The sequence below is a fragment of the Streptomyces sp. CB03238 genome (assembly GCF_002099185.1).
In the GTDB taxonomy this organism is placed as follows: Bacteria; Actinomycetota; Actinomycetes; order Streptomycetales; family Streptomycetaceae; genus Streptomyces.
In genome coordinates this window covers 335,561-352,458 of the sequence record NZ_NBCN01000001.1, presented here as the reverse complement: position 1 = coordinate 352,458, position 16,898 = coordinate 335,561, and the positions used below count along the sequence as shown (strand labels likewise).

Genomic DNA, 16,898 nt, shown 5'->3' with positions numbered 1-16,898 from the left:
GTCAAGACTCATGCACGGAACCGATAAGCTTTCGGGCCGTTGCGTCCTTGTCATTTGATCTTTCGTTTTCGATCGTTTGAGGGTTTTGATGGTTCGACTGGGATCGTCGCCCGGAAGTCCAGGGCCCGCCTCACCCGCCCTATGGGCGTTGCCCGCCATCGTGATCGCAGCGGGCACCGCCGTCGCCGCGGCCCTGGTCTCGGCGCCGGCCCGCACCCCGGTCGCCTGGCTCGGGGCCGCCGCCTTCGTCGCGGTCGCCCTCTCCTGCGGTACGGCCGCCCGGCGCGGCAGAGAGCTGGCGGGCCTCCGGGCCACGGTGGCCGGACAGCGAACGGCCCTCGCACGGCAGGAGGCCGAGACGGTACGGCTCGCCGACACGCTGCTGCCGGACGTCGTGGGGCGGCTGCGCAAGGGGGAGTTCCCCGAGGACGTCCTCGCCTCGCTGGAGGCCCCCGACGCGTACGAACCCGGGCTCACCCCCGAGTTCCGGGCCGCCCACCTGGCGGTGCTGCGCTCGGTGCTGGACGCCGTGGTCGCCGAGGAGGACCTGCGCGAGTCGGCGCAGCGGGCCTTTGTGAACATCGCCCGCCGCGTCCAGGCCATCGTGCACCAACAGGCCCAGGAACTCCGGGACATGGAGGACCGGCACGGCCGCAGCCCCAGCGTCTTCGGCGACCTGCTGCGGCTGGACCACGGCACCGCGCTGATCGGCCGGCTCGCCGACTCCATCGCCGTGCTCGGCGGTGCCCGGCCCGGCCGCCAGTGGAGCAGGGCCGTGCCGCTCTACAGCGTGCTGCGCGGCGCGATGTCGCGGATCATCGACTACCAGCGCGTCGAGCTGCACTCGGTCTCCGAGGTCGCCGTCGTCGGCCCCGCCGTCGAACCCCTCATCCACGCGCTGGCCGAGCTACTGGACAACGCCACCCGCTACTCCCCGCCGCAGACCAAGGTCCACCTGACCGCCGTGGACGTGAACGCGGGCATCGCCATCGAGATCGAGGACGGCGGCGTGAGCATGAGCGAGGAGGCCCGGGGCAGGGCCGAGCGGATGCTGCGCCAGGCCCAGCAGGGCATCGACCTCAACGACCTGGGCGAGACGCCGCGCCTGGGGCTCGCCGTGGTGGGCCGGCTGTCGCAGGCGTACAACTTCCAGGTCTCGCTGCGGTCCTCCGCGTACGGCGGTGTCCGTGCCGTCCTCGTCGTGCCGCAGGACCTGATCACCACCACCTCGGCCGCGACGGGCCTCGCCCACGGCATCGGCACCTCCTCCGGGCCGCGTGGAGCCCTGGCACCGGCGGAGCGGGAGGAGGCGCGGGGCGAGGCGCGGGAGGCGGCCGGGCCGCGTTCCGCTTCGGGTACCGGTGCCGGTACCGGTACCGGTTCCGCTTCGGGTTCCGCTTCCGGGCCCGGCCCCGACGCGCCCGTCGTGGCCGAACGGACCCCGAGCGGGCTGCCGCAGCGGCGCCGCAAGACGAGGGTCACGGCTCCGGCGCCCGAGCCGGCCGCGTCCGCCGCCACGGCACAGACCACGACACAGACCACGGGCACCACGGGCACCACGGGCACCACCACGACCACCCGGACCGCCACGACCGAACCGGAGCCCGCACCCGAGGTGCAGCCCGGTATGTGGCTGGCCGCCTTCCAGAGCGGCCTGTCCGGTGAACGCCAGACCGGCGCAGACCAGAACAGCGACGCCTCGCCGGCCTCGGCGAGCAAGGGGGAACAGCCATGAGTCAGCAGCGGCCCGATATGGACTGGATGCTCAAGGACCTGGCCGAGAGCGTTCCGCAGACCCGCCATGTCATCGTTCTCTCCGCCGACGGCCTGCGCATGGCGCAGTACGGCGCCGAGACCGACACCGCCGACCGGCTGGCCGCCGCCTGCGCCGGACTGCAGAGCCTCGCGGGCGCGGTCGCCGCCGAACTCCCGCACAGCGAGGGCCGGATGAGGCTCGTCGTGATCGAGATGGACGGCGGCTTCTTCTACCTGATGGCGGCCGGCGCCGGGGCGTACCTGGCCGTCCTGGCCGACGAGGGCGTCGACGCGGGACTGATGGGTCAGCGGATGCGCGACCTGGTGGCGCGGATCGGAGAGCATCTGAGCAGCCCGCCCCGCCGCGACGGGCAGCCAGCGTGAGGGACCCGGATCACCCGCGCGGTGAAGGCCACGCCTGGGAGGACCACAGCCCCGAGCGGCTCTACGTGATCACCGGTGGCCGCAGCGGTTCATTAGGGTCCGCTCCGCTCGACCTGGTCACCCTGATCGTGGCCAGGTCGGGGCCCAGGCCCGGTATGCAGCCGGAGCACGCGGCGATCATGCGGATGTGCCAGGCTCCGCTGTCGGTGGCCGAGATCTCCGCGTACCTCTCCCTGCCGGTGAGCGTGGTGACCGTCCTGGTCGGCGACCTGCTCACGGACGGACACCTGCTGGCACGCGCGCCCGTCGCCCCCGCCGAACTCCCCGACCTGGCATTGATTGAGGCAGTGATCGATGGACTTCAGAAGCTCTGAGCCACCCGCCGGGCCGCGCCACGAGGACGCCCTGCCGGCGACGGCCACCGCCGCGGTGAAGGTGGTGATCGTCGGCGGCTTCGGGGTGGGAAAGACCACCCTGGTCGGTTCGGTGAGCGAAATCCGGCCACTGACCACCGAGGAGACGATGACCCAGGCCGGGGTCGGCGTCGACGATACGGCGGGCGTGGAGCGCAAGACCTCCACCACCGTGGCCATGGACTTCGGCCGGATCAGCATCAACGACGAGCTGGTGCTGTACCTCTTCGGCACGCCCGGCCAGGAGCGGTTCTGGTTCCTGTGGCGGGGGTTGTTCGAGGGGGCGCTGGGCGCGGTGGTGCTGGTCGACACCCGTCGCCTGGAGGTCAGCTTCGATGTGATCGGCAGGCTGGAGGAGCGCGGCGTTCCGTTCGTGGTCGCCGTCAACTCCTTCCCCGACGCGCCCGAGCACCCCCTGGAGGAGCTGCGGAGCGCCCTCGATCTGCCCGAGTCGGTGCCGATCGTCGTGTGCGACGCCCGGCGGCGCGACTCCAGCCGTGACGTCCTGATGGCCCTGATGCGCTACCTGCACTCCCTCGCCGTGACCCCGGAGGCATCGTGACCACTCCACCGTCCCCCGCCGGCCCACCACCGGGCTGCCCCGCGCACCGGCTGTACGGCCCCGAGGCCGAGGCCGACCCGATGGGCCTGTACGAGAAGCTGCGCGCCGAACACGGCAGCGTCGCCCCCGTCCTCGTCCACGGCGACCTGCCGGCCTGGCTGGTGCTGGGGCACCGGGAGAACCTGGACGTGGCGCGTACGCCGTCGCGGTTCTCCCGCGATCCGCGCACGTGGCGCGACATGCGGGAGGGAAACGTCCCGGCCGACCATCCCCTGACCCCGATGACGGCATGGCAGCCGGTGTGCCACTTCGTCGACGGTGAGGAGCACCAGCGGCTGCGCCGGGCGGTGACCGAGTCCCTGGAGCGCTTCGACCGGCGCGGCGTACGCCGCTATGTGAAGCGCTTCGCCGACCAGTTGATCGACGGTTTCGCCGAAGCGAGCCGCGCGGATCTCGTCGCGAACTTCGCCGAGCCGCTGCCGATGCTGGTGATGACCCAGCTGGTCGGCGCGCCGGAGTCGTACGGGCCGCGTCTCGTCGAGGCGGCCCGCGACATGATCCAGGGCACGGCGACGGCCGTCTCCAGCAACGAGTACGTCACGGTGGTGCTGCGGGAGCTGGTCTCGCGCAAGAAGGCCGTGCCCGGCCGCGACTTCACGTCCTGGCTGCTGGAGCACTCCACGGCGCTCAGCGACGAGGAGGTCATCGAGCATCTGCGGCTGGTGCTGATCGCGGCCTTCGAGTCGACCGCCAATCTGATCGCGAACACGCTGCGGATGGTGCTCACGGACCGTCGCTTCCGCGCGAACCTGTCCGGCGGCCATATGACGCTCCCCGACGCGCTGGAGCAGGTGCTGTGGGACGAGCCGCCGTTCACCACGATCCTGGGGCGGTGGGCCACCGGCGACACCCAGCTGGGCGGCCGGCAGATCAGGGCCGGCGACATGCTCCTGCTGGGTCTGGCCGCCGGCAACGTCGATCCGGACATCCGGCCGGACCTCACACTTCCCGTGCACGGCAACCGCTCCCACCTGGCCTTCAGCAGCGGCCCCCACGAGTGCCCCGGCCAGGACATCGGCCGGGCCATCGCCGACACGGGCATCGACACGCTGCTGTCCCGGCTGCCCGACCTGGAGCTGGCGGTCCCGGAGGAGGATCTGCGCTGGCGGTCGTCGCTGATGTCCCGGCACCTGGTGGCCCTTCCCGTGACGTTCACGCCTCGCGGGGCCACGGTCACCACGGCCGCTCCCGGCTCCGGTGCCGGCGCCTCGCAGCCGCTGCCCGACGCGGTGACCGCGCCGGCCCCTTCCGGCCCCGTGGAGGACGGCGCCCGGGGCCGGGCGTCCTGGTGGAGCCGCCTGCTGGGGCGCCGCTGAGCGGTGCCGGCGGTCAGCCGTCGAGCTGCTGCCACCACCAGGCGATGGCGGGGACGGGCGGTGGCCCGGCGCTCGGGTCGCTGGGGGTGTCCCGCCAGGTGATGTCGTACGAAGCCCCTTCGACGGGTAGGGCGTTGCGGTTGCGGGGGCTGGTGTAACGCGGCGCCCTGTTGTGGTACTCGGCGTCGCCGGCGATCCAGTGCTCCAGCGAGCGGAGGTAGTGGCGCAACTGGTCGTCGGCGTCCCGTGCGATCTGGTCGCGCAGCCGGACGAAGAGCGTCACCGCGCGGTCGCGTAGCCGGCTCGCGAGGGGCAGCGCCTCTTGGGGCGTACAGCCGTGGTGGCGGGCGAGGACATTGAGCAGGTTCTGTTCCCAGGGCTCCTGGTGGTCCTCCTTGTTGTACGAGAAGAAGTCGTTGTCGCAGCTCACGACGAAGCCGGCGGCGTCGGTGAGGGCCTGGACGGGCGCCGAGTAGAGCACGTCGGCCGGGACGTCGATGCCGTTCGCCACGTCGCACCAGGTGAGGGTGAAGCGGGTGCCGTTGACGGACATCCGCATGGCGGCGAAGTCGTTGAGGCCGGGCATGACGTGCCGCTCGGCGTGGGCGGTCTGCCAGGCCGCGCCGAAGACCCAGTCCCTGATGCCCTCGGTGAACCGGCGTAGCTGGAAGGGTGTGAGCATCGTCCGCGTACGGGTGATCAGGTCTTCCAGCGCGGCGGTGTGCGGCCCTGGGGGGAGCAGACCCGAGCCCGGTGCCTCGACGGCGCGCATGAGCCGGGCTCCGTGGTCGGCGATGGCCGCCGTCCGGGCGGCGGTCGCACCGGAGTCCTGCCAGTCATCGGTGGCGAACGCCCAGTAGTTCCACTCGGTGAACAGCAGCATCGGCTCGACGTCCCCGTACGGGATGATCCGGCTGGTGAAGTCGGCGCTGTGGGTGGCCAGGCCCCAGGCGCGCTCGGTGGCGTCCGGGTAGATGCCGAACTCGTCGATCCACGCGATGGCCCGCTCTTCGAGCTCGGCCGCCTTGGGGTGGATGAGGCCCTTGTCGAACGGGCAGTAGAACGGCGGCAGGCGCCAGCCGATCCGGGACGGGGGCGCGTCCTTGGCGTACACGGGTGGCATCGTCAGCTGCCCCCGCCCAGGCGGAAGAGGAGCAGCCGGGTCTCCATGGCGTGGTCCCGCCAGATGCGGAACAGCTTGCCGTGCGTGATCGTGGACTCCTGGAGACGCTCCCGGGACCAGGCGGTCCTCTCCTTGGAGCCGGCCTGGCCGGTGCCGCGCTCGACGCGTTCCAGCTCGGCCGTGTTCCAGGCCATGGACTGGACCCAGAACTCGGCGACCCGGTCGGTGACGTCCTCGTCCTGTTCGAGTTCAAAGCCGGCCGCCTCGGCGGCCACGATGTACTCGGTGAGGGTGCCGAGCCGGGTCTTGTAGTAGCCGTCGATGAAATCGGTCCACTCGGGGCGGCAGACGAAGTGTTCCTGGATCCCGAACCAGCCTCCCGGCTTCAGGGCCTTGGCGACCACCTGGAAGAGCCGCTCGCGGTCCATGTAGCCGGAGCTCTCGTTGGCGTAGGCGGCGTCGTACTTGCGCCGGGTGGTGAAGTCGTGGATGTCGCCGAGGACGGGGGTGACGCGGCCGGCGACGCCGGCCCGGCGGGCGAAGTCCTGGATGAGCGGGACGTGTTCGCCGGTGACGGTGATGCCGGTGACCTTGGTGCCGTGTTCCTGGGCCCAGTAGAGCGATCCGCCGCCGACCCCGCAGCCGACGTCGAGGAGCTTGCCGGGCGGGGTGGCGTACGCGCCCCAGCTGCGGGCCGCGTGCGCGACGATCGCCTCCTGGGACTCGACTATGCGACGCTTGAGCACCCGCTGGGAGACGGTGGTGTTGGGGGTGGCACCCGGGGCGAACAGCCCTACGTGGAAGTGGACGCGGGGCCCCGGCCCGTACTTGTGGAGGATGTCAGCGGTCTTGCGGCTGTAGTAGAGCGGAACCTGCGCCTGGTCGAAGGCCTGGCCATCAGTGGTCGGCTGAATGACGAGGTTGCTGTCCATCGGTTCTCCGGTCCTGCGGTCATGTGGGGGTGTTCATCGGCCGCCCCACTCTGCCCAGAAGTGACTGAAAAAAGTCCTCAGTCACTCAGTGTTTGAGCATACTCACGCGCAAAAGGGCCACATTCTGCGCGAGTTGACCTGACAGAACCGGAACGAGGGGCGCCCTCCCCTGTGGGGCGCCCCTCGGTCGGCCGGGACGTGGTGAAGCCCGCCCGGCGGGTGGGCGATCGGTGCGCGGCCGCCCGCCGGGCGGAGGCCGGTCAGCCGTTCAGCTCGGCCCAGCGGGCGCGCAGCGCGGCCGCGCCCTCGTCGGTGAGCGAACCGTGCAGGCGCATCCGGGCGATGCCGCCGTCCGGGAAGGCGTCGAGCCGGACGTGGGTGGCGACGGCCTGCTCGGGCAGCGTGAACCGGTGCAGGGTGTCGGGCTGGAGCCGGGTGCGCGGGATGATCTCGAACCACTCGCCGCCCTCGCCGTCGCGGCCCTGGAGGGCGATCCAGCCGGCGGAGTTGCCCTTGAGGTACGCGGTGTCGATCTCGACGGCCCGGATGGCGCCCTGGGCGGCGAGCCGGAAGCGCACCCAGTCGTTGGTGCCGCGCACCCGGCGGCGGCGGTTCTCCCAGCCGTCGTCCATCTTGCGGGAGGTGCCGGGCAGGATGATCTGGGTGGGCGAGGAGTAGAACTTGTCCGACGCGTCCTCGTACGCCCCGCCGTTGAGTACGGAGGCGAGGTCGATCGTGCCGAGCAGCTCCAGCCACTCGGGGTCGGGCACGACCTCGCCGTGGACGCGGAGGCGGGCGATGCCGCCGTCGGGGTGCTGGCACAGCCGCAGGTGGGTGAAGCGGCGTTCGGCGCTGATCTCGAAGCCGTTGGCGGCGTGGCCGCGTACGGGGGTGGGCGGGACGAGCTCCTCCCACTTCACGTCGTCGGCGAGCAGCTGCTCGGGGCTGGGCGAGCCGGGGACGGAGGTGGCCTGGATGGACACGCGCTGCGGGTAGTTGCCGCGGAAGTGGGCGGTGTCGACCACGATGCCGCGGATGACGCCGGGGGCGCCGAGGCGGACGATCGCCCAGTCGTGGTCCTCGGGGGCCGGGAAGGGGTTCTCGGCGTCGGTGCCGCGCCGGCGGCGGGTCTCCCAGCCGTCCATGATCTTGCCCTTGTGCCCGAAGTGCTCCGGGTCGAACACGGCGCGCTCACGGACCAGGAGGTTCTCGCGCTCGGCGAAGAACTCGTCGTTGGCGGCGACGACTCCGGCGCCGAGGCGGCGGTCGGCCAGGTCGACCAGCTCGGTGAACGGGAAGTCACCGGCGCGGTAGTCGGCGTAGGGGTCACCGCCGCCGTAGGGCGCGGCGTCGTTGGCGTGCGGGTCCTGGTCCGGGCCGGTGAGGCTGGCGTCGAAGGTCATGCACCGACTCTCCCGCCGCCGGACCGGTCAGGTCCAGTGGAAGTTTCTTCACTGGCCGTTAAGTCCAGCTGAAAGGAGCCGGGCGGTGATGCCGGCCAGCCGTCGCCCCTGGTAGCGGGCGGCGTCGAGCACCTCGTCGCCGGGGGCGCCGGCGGCGGAGGCGTGGGCCGTGCCGTAGGGGTTGCCGCCCGCCGCGTACACCGCCGGGTCGGTGAAGCCGGGGGACACGATCAGCGAGCCCCAGTGGTGGAAGGTGTTGTAGAGCGCGAGCAGCGTGGACTCGTTGCCGCCGTGCGTGTTGGCGGCGCTGACGAAGCCGGTGGCGGGCTTGTCGACGAAGGCGCCCTGCTGCCACAGCCCGCCGGTGGTGTCGAGGAACTGCTTGAGCTGCGAGGACACATTGCCGTACCGGGTCGGCGTACCGAAGGCGTAGGCGTCGGCCCAGGAGAGGTCGTCGAGCGTCGCCACCTCCACGTGCCGCGTGGCGTCGATGTGTTCGCGCCACGTCGGCAGGGAGTCGATGGCCGCGTCCGGCGCCAGCTCGGGCACCCGGCGGAGGCGCACCTCGGCGCCGGCCTTCTCGGCGCCCTCGGCGACGGCCTCGGCGAGGGTGTGGACGTTGCCGGTGGCGGAGTAGTAGATGACGGCGATCTTGGGAGACATGGCGCGAACCCCTTCGGGAGACACTGAGCGGATTATTATCCGCTTGCTGGCGAGACCGAGTTAAGCGGATAGAAATCCGACTGGCAAGGGATTCGGAGAAGAATCGGATAGCTATCCGTTACGGGGGTTATGCTGGAAGCATGGACCAGCCGCAGCCGCCGCGCGCCCACCTCCCGCTCGCGGGCGGACCTACCGCGGAGCGCGCAGGACGCCCCCTCCGCGCCGAGCGCGCGGACGCCGCCGACAACCGCCGCCGGATCCTGGAGGCGGCCGCGCGGATCGTCGCCGAGAAGGGCCCGGGCGCGCTGACGATGAACGCGGTCGCGCACGAGACCGGCATCGGCGTGGGCACGGTCTACCGCCGCTTCGGGGACGTCGCCCAGCTGCTCTTCGCGCTCCTCGACGAGCGGGAGAAGCAGTTCCAGGAGGCGTTCATGACCGGCCCGCCGCCGCTGGGCCCGGACGCCCCGCCCCTCGAGCGGCTGCGCGCCTTCCTGCACGCCCTTGCCGACCGCGTCACCGACCAGCTGGACATGATGCTCGCGGCGGAGGCGGCCGCGCCGAGCGCCCGCTACAGCAGCGGCGCGTACGCGACCATGCACACACACGTGACGGTGCTCGTCACCCGCATCCGCCCGGAGGCCGACGCGTCCCTGCTGGCCCACATGCTGCTCGCCCCGTTCATGCCGAGCCTGATGAACCATCTGACGCGGGACAGCGCGCGAACGGTCGACCAGATCAAGGCCGCCGCCGACACCCTGCTCCTTGGCCTCGCCCAGCCCCGCTGACCCACCTCCGGGCGCCTCCGCCGCCCCCTCAAGCCCGCCGCCCGCCCACCGGCCCCACGGCCCCGGCGCCCCGCGGTCCGACGCCCCGGCCGCCCGTAGGCCCAGCGGCCTCGCCTGCTCAGGGCCCCGACGGTCCCCGCGACGCCAGCCACCTCAGCCGCCCTTGCGGCCCGGCGGCCCGGAGACCGCTGACCCCGTGGGTCCAGCAACCCCGGCCACCCGGCCCCCCGGCGGCCCCTCGCCCCCGGCGGCCCCGGAGTTCCGCGGGCCGTCGCCCCCGCGGGCCCGGCACACCACGGCCACCCGAGTCCCCGGCGGTCCCGGCGGCCCCAACGCCCGGCCCGCCCCGGCGACCCCGGAGGTCCGCCGCCCTCAGCGACCCGGGAGGACCGCCCCGGCGGCCGTTGGGGGGCACGTCGGTCACGGGGCCGCGTCCGGGCGGCCCACGGCGGTTACCGCCGTGCCGCCACTTCCCGCAGCGCTGCCAGCAGCCGGGAGACGGCAGGGGCGGACTCCGCGCCGCGGCGCACCGCCGCCACGACATGGCGGCGCGGCTGGTCGGCCTCCAGGACCCGCATCACCACGCCCGAGGCACGTTCGGCGGCCGCCATGCGCGGCACCAGCGCGATGCCCATCCCGGCCTCCACCATCGCCAGGATCGCCGTCCACCCGGCGGCCGAGTGCGCCTGTTCCGGCACGAACCCGGCCGCCTCGCACGCCGCCCTGGTGATCTCCGACCAGGGGCCACTGCCGCCGAAGATCCACCGTTCCCCCGACAGGTCGGCCAGCCGCAGCCCCGGCGCCCCCGCCAGCGCGTGCCCCGCCGGAAGGGCCACGTCCAGCGGGTCCGCCAGCAGCGGTACGCGGCTGAACTTGGGGTCCCGGGCGGTCGGGGCGTGCGCCGCCAGGGAGAGCGCCAGGTCCACCTGCCCGGCCGACAGCAGCTCGTACGCCTCGGCGGCCTCGGCCTCCCGCACCCGCACCTCCAGGCCCGGGTGCGCGGTGCGCAGCCGCAGCACGGCCGGCACGACCAGCGCGGGCACCGCGGTGGAGAACGCCCCCACCCGCACCTCGCCCGCCTCGCCCTGGAGGTACCCGGCCAACTCGGCGTCGGCCCGCTCCAGTTGCGCGAACACCACCTCGGTGTGACGCAGTACCAGCTGTGCCGCGTCCGTGAGCCGCACCCGCCGCCCGTGCGCCTCCAGCAGCCGCACCCCGAGCTGCTTGGAGAGGTTGGTCAGCTGCTGCGACACGGCCGAAGGGGTCATCAGCAACGCCTCCGCGGTCGCGGTCACCGTGCCCCGGTCGCGCAGGGTGCGGAGGATCTGGAGCTTCTTGATGTCCCACTCGGTCATGCCCCGCAACCTACACAAGGATTTTTCCGGCCTTCCTCGCCCAAGGAGGGCCTTTGGCGTCTCCAGGACATCGGAGGCGATACCGGTTGCCGGGCGCCATTGCCGACATGGAGACTCCTTGGCATGCCCGGCGCAAGAGCGTGGGCATCCGGCACCGCACTCCGTAGAAGGAAATCCACATGGCGCTGCGCAAGTTGACCGCCGCCCTGGTCGCGGTCATGGCTCTTCTCGCCACGACGCTCGGGCTCTCCGCCACCGCGACCGCCGCGACCGGCGGGGGCGACCGGCAGGACGCCACCGTCCGGGCGGTGACGACGGACCCGGGAGACGACGGCAAGGACGATGGCAAGGACGGCAAGGACGACGACGGCCGCGGCAACGTACTGAAGAACGCCCGCGCCGACTGCCCGGCCCAGCACTTCTGCATGTTCACCGGCACCAACTTCACCGGCGCCCAGTTCAACCTCTACCGGTGCGGCACGTACGCGCTGGAGAACTGGACCGGGAACGGCTCCTGGATCAACAACCAGACCCCCGGAACCCGGGCCCGCTTCCTGGACCGGAACCGGAACACGATCTTCACCACGCCGGGCGCGTACTCCGCGAGCGCCGGCCACAACTGGAATCCGGTCTGGTACGTCGTGCCCTGCTGACCGCCTCGTCGCACATGCCCGTGAGGGCCTCGCCCCGCCGCCCGACCACCGGCGGGGTGAGGCCCTCACGCCCGTTCACCGCCCCCTGGCCGTCCCGAGGACCACACCGCCCAGGATCAGCCCCATGCACAGGAACTGCAGCGGCCCCATCGCCTCGTCGATCAGCGCCCAGGACAACAGCGCCACGCACACCGGCTGGAGGTAGTACACGACTCCCGCGCGGGCCGCGCCGATCAGCGCGATCGCCTTGTTCCAGGCGAAGAAGGCGAGGGCGGAGGAGAATACCCCGACGTACAGCAGCGGGCCGACGGTCCCGGCCGTGGGCTCGAACCCGCCCTGCGCGGCGAGGCTGATCCCGTACACCGGCAGCAGCATCAGCGCGCCGAGCACGAAGGTGGCGAAGAGGAAGGCCGGTCCGCCCAGTTCGGCCGGCCGCCGCTTGAGCAGGGCACTGTACGAGGCGAAGCAGACCGCGGCGGCCACGATCCACAGGTCCCCGGCGGCCAGGTCCGGCACCAGGGAGCCCTTGCCGACCAGGAGCAGTACGCCCGCACAGGCGATCAGCATGCCGGTCAGGCGGCGCGGGCCGAGCCGGGCGCCGCCGATCCTCTCGTACACCGCCATCAGGACGGGGGACGCGGCCATGACCATGCCCATGGTGCCGGCGGAGGTGGTGAGGCCGGCCTGGTTGACGAGGGTGTTGTAGACGGTGACGCCGAGCAGCGAGGCGAGGGCGACGAAGCCGAGGTGACGGCGGATCATATGCCGCTGGTGCCAGGCCTGGCGGGCGGCGAAGGGGGCGACGGCGAGGATCGCGACGACCCACCGCCAGAAGGCGGCCTGGACGGGTGGGACGGAGTCGTGGAGGGCCCGGGAGGTCACGAAGCTGCCCGACCAGACGACCGTCGCGACGACCGCGAGGAGCAGGCCGAGGCCGGAGGCCCGGACGACCACTCCTCTCCCGGTCGTCGGCTCGTCGAGCTCAGGGAGCTCATCGGTACGGACGTGGTCCAGGACTGCCACGGTTATCCCTTGCCTCTCTCCCCGCCAGGGGATCTCGGTCGGTTGCGGGATCTACCGTCGCACCGCCACACCACTTAGGTCCATCGAAACTTTCTCACCCATTTCTTCAGAAATTGTGAACGGTTGGCGGGGCGTCCACTGTCCGACGAGTGTCGCCCCGAAGGCGATCACCATCCCGGCCAACTGGACCGGCCCCAGGGTCTGACCGAGCGCCGCCCACCCGATGACGGCCGCGGTGATCGGCGAGAGCGGCCCGAGGAGCGTGACGGAGGTCGCGGTCAGCCGCTCGATACCGCGGAACCAGAGCCAGTACGCGACGGCGGTGTTGGCGAGCGCGAGGTACGCGTAGCCCGCGACGCCCCGCCCGTCGAGGGCCGGCGGCGCGCCCTCCACCAGGAAGGCGACGGGTGCGATCAGGAGGCCGCCCGCGCTGAGCTGCCAGCCGGTCAGCACCAGCGGACCGACACCCTCGGGGCGGCCCCACCGCTTGGTGAGCACCGTGCCCGCCGACATGGCGGCCGCGGAGGCGAGCCCGGCGGCCACGCCTACGAGGTCGAACGCCGCGCCCGCCTTGAGCACGACGAGGCCGACCCCGAACGCGGCGGCGACGGCGGCGAGCAGGGACCGCGCGCTGGGCCGGTCGCCCAGCAGCAGGGCGGCGAGCCCGACGACGAAGAGCGGCCCGACCGAGCCGACGACGGCGGCCACACCGCCCGGCAGGCGGTATGCCGCCAGGAACAGCAGCGGGAAGAACGCCCCGATGTTCAGCGCCCCCAGAACCGCCGACTTCCACCACCAGGCGCCGCGCGGCAGCGTCCGGGTGAGCGCCAGCAGCGCCAGCCCGGCGGGCAGCGCGCGCATCAGCCCGGTGAACAACGGCCGGTCGGGCGGCAGGAACTCAGTGGTGACGGCGTAGGTGGAGCCCCACGAGACGGGCGCGAGGGCGGTGAGACCTATGACGGCGGCCTTGCGGGACATCGGGCCATCCCCCTTCAAGTAGCTTGGCAGTAAGTAGCTTAGCGCTAAGCAACTTACTTGCAAGCATCTTTCTTGCGAACGAGGGATACGGAGTTCAGACTGCCGCCATGACCTCCTCGACACCCCGGCCCCAGGACCCCGTCGACGCGATCACCGCCCAGTGGGCTGTCGTACGCCCTGACCTAGACACCGTTCCGATGGCGGTCTACGGGCGGATCTACCGGCTGAGCAGCGCCATGGCCGCCCGCATGGACAAGGCGTACGCGCCCTTCGGCATCTCACGCGGTGAGTTCGACGTGCTGGCGACGCTGCGGCGCTCGGGCGAGCCGTACACGCTCTCCCCGCGCGAGCTCTCGGCGACGCTCATGCTGACGACGGGCGGCATGACGGGGCGGCTGGACAAGCTGGAGCGGGCCGGGCTGCTGAGCCGCAGCCCCGATCCGCACGACCGGCGCGGCCTGCGGGTGACGCTCAGCGCACGCGGGCGCGAGCTGGTGGACGAGGCCGTGACGGCCGGGCTCGCGGTCCAGCGGGAGGCCCTGGAGGCGGCCCTGGACGCCCAGGAAGCCGAACAGCTGGCGGGCCTGCTGCGCAAGCTGCTAGCGGCGACGGGCGGCGCGTGAAGCGCGCGAAGGCGCTGCCCGGCGGGGTGTCCCGCCGGGCAGCGCCTTCGGAAAGAGGAGGAGGTCCTCAGACCTTCTTGGACTTGTCGAGCACCATGACCAGGCCCGCGATCACCGCGAACAGCACGATCGGGGCGGCGACGTACAGGCCGAGGGTCTCGGCCAGGCTCAGGCCGGGACCCGGGTCGTCACCGTCGTCGCGGGTGAGCGCGAGCGCGGGGGACGACATGAGCAGCATCATCAGCGTCGTACCGGCCGCGACGGCGCCGGTGCGCAGGGCGTTCTTCTTGTCCACGGTGCAAACGTAGCGAACGACTAAAGGCCCCGCGCGTCCGGGGGTGCCGTAGACGGGCGCAGGACGTCCATCAGGGCGTGCAGGCGCGGTGAGACGGCCAGCTCCTCCAGGGTGACGGGGCGGCCCTCGGCGTCGGCGATCGGCAGCCGCCAGTTCGGGTACTGGTCCCAGGTTCCGGGCAGGTTCTGCGGGCGGCGGTCGCCCACCGCGTCCGGGAGCCAGACGCCGGCCATCCGGGCGGGGGTGCGGCGCAGGAAGCGGTAGACCGCGCGGATCTCGGCCTCCTCGTCGCGCGGCCCCTCCTCCAGCAGGCCCAGCGTGCGCAGGTACGCCAGCCACTCGGCGACCTCCTCGGCGTCCTCGGCCCGCTCCTCCTCCAGGGTGCGGGTGAGCAGCCCCAGCCGGTGGCGCAGCTCCACGTGCTCGCCGGTCAGCCGTGCGGCGGTGGACGGCAGGTCGTGCGTCGTCGCGGTGGCCACGCAGTCGGCCCGCCAGGTCCCGGGCGGCAGCGGCCGCCGCGTGCCCTCCCAGTCCCGCTCGAACCACAGCACGGACGTGCCGAGGACACCGCGCCGCTGGAGGGATTCCCGTACGCCGGGTTCGACCGTGCCGAGGTCCTCGCCGATCACGACGGCGCCCGCGCGGTGGGCCTCCAGGGCGAGGATCGCGAGCATGGCGTCGGCGTCGTACCGGACGTACGTCCCCTCCGTCGGCTCCCGGCCCTCGGGCACCCACCAGAGCCGGAACAGGCCCATGACGTGGTCGATGCGCAGCGCGCCCGCGTGCCGCAGCAGGCCGCGCAGCAGGTCCCGGTAGGGGGCGTAGCCGGAGGCGGCCAGCGCGTCGGGGCGCCAGGGCGGCAGGCCCCAGTCCTGGCCGCGCGCGTTGAACGCGTCCGGCGGGGCGCCGACCGACATCCCGGCGGCGAACGCGTCTCCTTGCGCCCACGCATCGGCGCCGTCCGGGTGCACACCGACCGCGAGGTCGTGGACGATCCCGACGGCCATGCCCGCCTCCCGGGCGGCCCGCGCGGTGGCGGCGAGCTGCTCGTCGGTGAGCCAGGCGAGCCGGCAGTGGAAGTCGACCCGGTCGGCCAGCTCGTCCCGCTCCCGCGCGGTGGCGGCCGAGCGCGGGTCGCGAAGGCCCTCGGGCCACTGCCGCCGGTCGGAGCCGTACCGCTCGGCGAACGCGCACCAGGTGGCGTGGTCGAGCAGCGCCTGGCCCCGCTCGGCGCGGAACCGGCGCAGCGCGGCCTGCCGCCCGGGGCCCAGCGGCACGCGCCACAGCAGCTCCAGAGCCTGCCGCTTGAGCACCCACACCGCGTCGCGGTCGATCAGCTCGCCCTTGCGCAGCACCCCTTCGCGCAGCTCGGCCGCGCGCCCGGTGAGGGCGTCCAGCTCGGCGCGCTCCTCGGCGCTCAGGTGCGCGCGCACGTACGCGTACTCGGGGACGTCCTCGATCCGCAGGTGGACCGGGTCCGGGAAGCGCCGCGAGGAGGGCCGGTACGGGGACGGGTCGGTGGGCGTCCCGGGAACGGCCGCGTGCAACGGGTTGACCTGGACGAACCCCGCTCCCAGGTCCCGCCCGGCCCAGTCGGCCAGCTCCCGGAGGTCCCCGAGGTCGCCCATGCCCCAGGACCGCGTGGACAGCAGCGAGTACAGCTGGACCAGCACCCCGTAGCCCCGCCCGGAGGGCTGCGGCACGCGCGCGGGGGCCACGACGAGCGTGCTGTGCGCGGTGCGCCCGTCGCGCGCCCGGGCCTGGAGCCGGTGCACGCCCAGCGGCAGCCTGGCCCAGCGGGGCGTGCCGGAGATCTCGTCGCCGTGCTCGGTGGTGATCCGCACGTCGGTGCCCGGCGGGAGCGCCGCGAGCGGGCGCGGCAGCTCGGGCGGCCGGCCCTGGCGTGGCGCGTCCTCGGGCGGCCGGCCCTGGCGCGGTGCATCCTCGTGCAGCCGGCCCTGGCGCGGTGCGTCCTCGGGCGGGCCGTCGCGCCACAGGACCAGCGTCGGCGGGAGGAGCCGGGCGTCCCTGGCCGCCTCGGTGGCGGCCAGGGACGCGCGCAGCGCCTCCGGCGTGGCGGCGTCGACGTCCAGGGCGGCGAGGACCTCCACCACCGTGGCGTCGGGGACCGGGACGGTGACGCCCGCGGACGGGGAGTACGCGGTGGCGACACCGTGCAGCGCGGCGAGCCGGGCAAGGGTCATTCAGGCTCCTGGGGACTCCGGTCCGCCGGCCGTGCGGTGCGCGGTCGGCTCGCTGGTCAGGGGGGTGAAGTCGGTGAGTGCGGGTTCGCTGGTCAGGGGCGCGGCGTCGGCGAGCGGCGGCTCGCTGGTCAGCGGGGTGCCGGCGGCGGGCAGCCCGGTGAGGGGGCAGTAGCCGGGGCCGAGGCCGGTGGCCGGCGGGTCGGAGACGGGTGCGGGGCCCGGGACCTGTTTGGAGAGGGCGGTGAGCAGGAGCTGGGCGGACGCGGCCATGGTGGCCTCCCTGTGGAGGTGACAGTGGGACACAGCAGCCCTACCCAGTGGGCGGCCACACATCCGTACAACGTGGCGTCGGTCACATGGCGTTCCCG

Annotated in this window: 18 protein-coding genes; 8 read left to right on the top strand and 10 right to left on the bottom strand. The window is 73.0% G+C overall.

Going from position 1 to position 16,898, the window contains the following annotated elements; translation table 11 throughout:
• Window positions 1-88: 88 nt before the first annotated feature.
• From BKD26_RS01585 to BKD26_RS01565, 5 genes are read left to right on the top strand one after another with little or no spacing between them, the layout of a single operon-like run.
• The gene (locus tag BKD26_RS01585) at window positions 89-1,735 is read left to right on the top strand and encodes an ATP-binding protein (RefSeq protein WP_084894892.1); all 1,647 of its coding nucleotides are present in this window, start codon (window positions 89-91) and stop codon (window positions 1,733-1,735) included.
• Complete coding sequence (locus tag BKD26_RS01580) at window positions 1,732-2,139, top strand: roadblock/LC7 domain-containing protein (RefSeq protein ID WP_073751149.1); 408 nt, start codon at window positions 1,732-1,734, stop codon at window positions 2,137-2,139. The genes BKD26_RS01585 and BKD26_RS01580 overlap by 4 nt, the downstream gene beginning before the upstream one ends.
• Complete coding sequence (locus tag BKD26_RS01575; protein WP_084894890.1) at window positions 2,136-2,513, top strand: DUF742 domain-containing protein; 378 nt, start codon at window positions 2,136-2,138, stop codon at window positions 2,511-2,513. The genes BKD26_RS01580 and BKD26_RS01575 overlap by 4 nt, the downstream gene beginning before the upstream one ends.
• Window positions 2,494-3,114, top strand: a complete 621-nt coding sequence (locus BKD26_RS01570) for an ATP/GTP-binding protein (RefSeq protein ID WP_084894888.1) — start codon at window positions 2,494-2,496, stop codon at window positions 3,112-3,114. The genes BKD26_RS01575 and BKD26_RS01570 overlap by 20 nt, the downstream gene beginning before the upstream one ends.
• Complete coding sequence (locus BKD26_RS01565; RefSeq protein ID WP_084894886.1) at window positions 3,111-4,490, top strand: cytochrome P450; 1,380 nt, start codon at window positions 3,111-3,113, stop codon at window positions 4,488-4,490. Before BKD26_RS01570 ends, BKD26_RS01565 begins: the two co-directional genes overlap by 4 nt.
• A 13-nt stretch (window positions 4,491-4,503) precedes the next feature.
• Here the strand turns inward: BKD26_RS01565 and BKD26_RS01560 are convergent, their stop codons facing one another.
• From BKD26_RS01560 to wrbA, 4 genes are all read right to left on the bottom strand, one after another.
• Complete coding sequence (locus BKD26_RS01560) at window positions 4,504-5,613, bottom strand: hypothetical protein (protein ID WP_084894884.1); 1,110 nt, start codon at window positions 5,611-5,613, stop codon at window positions 4,504-4,506.
• A 2-nt stretch (window positions 5,614-5,615) separates the two neighbouring features.
• Entirely contained in the window at window positions 5,616-6,545 is a 930-nt protein-coding gene (locus BKD26_RS01555; RefSeq protein WP_084894882.1) for a methyltransferase domain-containing protein, read from the bottom strand.
• A 260-nt stretch (window positions 6,546-6,805) separates the two neighbouring features.
• A complete protein-coding gene (gene alc / locus BKD26_RS01550) occupies window positions 6,806-7,948 on the bottom strand; it encodes an allantoicase (protein WP_084894880.1) in 1,143 nt (380 codons plus the stop codon).
• 48 nt (window positions 7,949-7,996) lie between these two features.
• On the bottom strand, window positions 7,997-8,611 hold the full coding sequence (wrbA, locus tag BKD26_RS01545) for an NAD(P)H:quinone oxidoreductase (protein ID WP_084894879.1): 615 nt from the start codon (window positions 8,609-8,611) through the stop codon (window positions 7,997-7,999).
• 140 nt (window positions 8,612-8,751) lie between these two features.
• On the opposite strand from wrbA, the gene BKD26_RS01540 reads away from it, so the two are divergent.
• On the top strand, window positions 8,752-9,399 hold the full coding sequence (locus tag BKD26_RS01540; RefSeq protein WP_084894877.1) for a TetR/AcrR family transcriptional regulator: 648 nt from the start codon (window positions 8,752-8,754) through the stop codon (window positions 9,397-9,399).
• A 452-nt stretch (window positions 9,400-9,851) separates the two neighbouring features.
• Here the strand turns inward: BKD26_RS01540 and BKD26_RS01535 are convergent, their stop codons facing one another.
• On the bottom strand, window positions 9,852-10,754 hold the full coding sequence (locus BKD26_RS01535; protein ID WP_084894875.1) for a LysR family transcriptional regulator: 903 nt from the start codon (window positions 10,752-10,754) through the stop codon (window positions 9,852-9,854).
• 179 nt (window positions 10,755-10,933) lie between these two features.
• Between BKD26_RS01535 and BKD26_RS01530 the strand changes: the two genes are divergently transcribed.
• Complete coding sequence (locus BKD26_RS01530) at window positions 10,934-11,407, top strand: peptidase inhibitor family I36 protein (protein ID WP_084894873.1); 474 nt, start codon at window positions 10,934-10,936, stop codon at window positions 11,405-11,407.
• Window positions 11,408-11,482: 75 nt separating this feature from the next.
• On the opposite strand, the gene BKD26_RS01525 is transcribed toward BKD26_RS01530, so the two are convergent.
• Together BKD26_RS01525 and BKD26_RS01520 are read right to left on the bottom strand one after the other, a co-directional pair.
• Window positions 11,483-12,361: a DMT family transporter gene (locus BKD26_RS01525; RefSeq protein ID WP_241518519.1), complete on the bottom strand. Its 879-nt coding sequence runs from the start codon at window positions 12,359-12,361 to the stop codon at window positions 11,483-11,485.
• Between the two features lie 120 nt (window positions 12,362-12,481).
• Window positions 12,482-13,408, bottom strand: a complete 927-nt coding sequence (locus tag BKD26_RS01520) for an EamA family transporter (RefSeq protein ID WP_084894869.1) — start codon at window positions 13,406-13,408, stop codon at window positions 12,482-12,484.
• Between the two features lie 107 nt (window positions 13,409-13,515).
• Between BKD26_RS01520 and BKD26_RS01515 the strand changes: the two genes are divergently transcribed.
• The gene (locus BKD26_RS01515) at window positions 13,516-14,031 is read left to right on the top strand and encodes a MarR family winged helix-turn-helix transcriptional regulator (protein WP_084894867.1); all 516 of its coding nucleotides are present in this window, start codon (window positions 13,516-13,518) and stop codon (window positions 14,029-14,031) included.
• Window positions 14,032-14,098: 67 nt separating this feature from the next.
• Here BKD26_RS01515 and BKD26_RS01510 read toward each other — a convergent pair whose 3' ends face one another.
• The 3 genes from BKD26_RS01510 to BKD26_RS01500 are packed head-to-tail and all read right to left on the bottom strand — an operon-like array spanning window position 14,099 to window position 16,800.
• On the bottom strand, window positions 14,099-14,326 hold the full coding sequence (locus BKD26_RS01510) for a hypothetical protein (RefSeq protein ID WP_084894865.1): 228 nt from the start codon (window positions 14,324-14,326) through the stop codon (window positions 14,099-14,101).
• A 20-nt stretch (window positions 14,327-14,346) separates the two neighbouring features.
• Window positions 14,347-16,530: a 4-alpha-glucanotransferase gene (malQ, locus tag BKD26_RS01505; protein WP_084894863.1), complete on the bottom strand. Its 2,184-nt coding sequence runs from the start codon at window positions 16,528-16,530 to the stop codon at window positions 14,347-14,349.
• A complete protein-coding gene (locus BKD26_RS01500) occupies window positions 16,531-16,800 on the bottom strand; it encodes a hypothetical protein (protein ID WP_084894861.1) in 270 nt (89 codons plus the stop codon).
• Window positions 16,801-16,898: the final 98 nt, after the last annotated feature.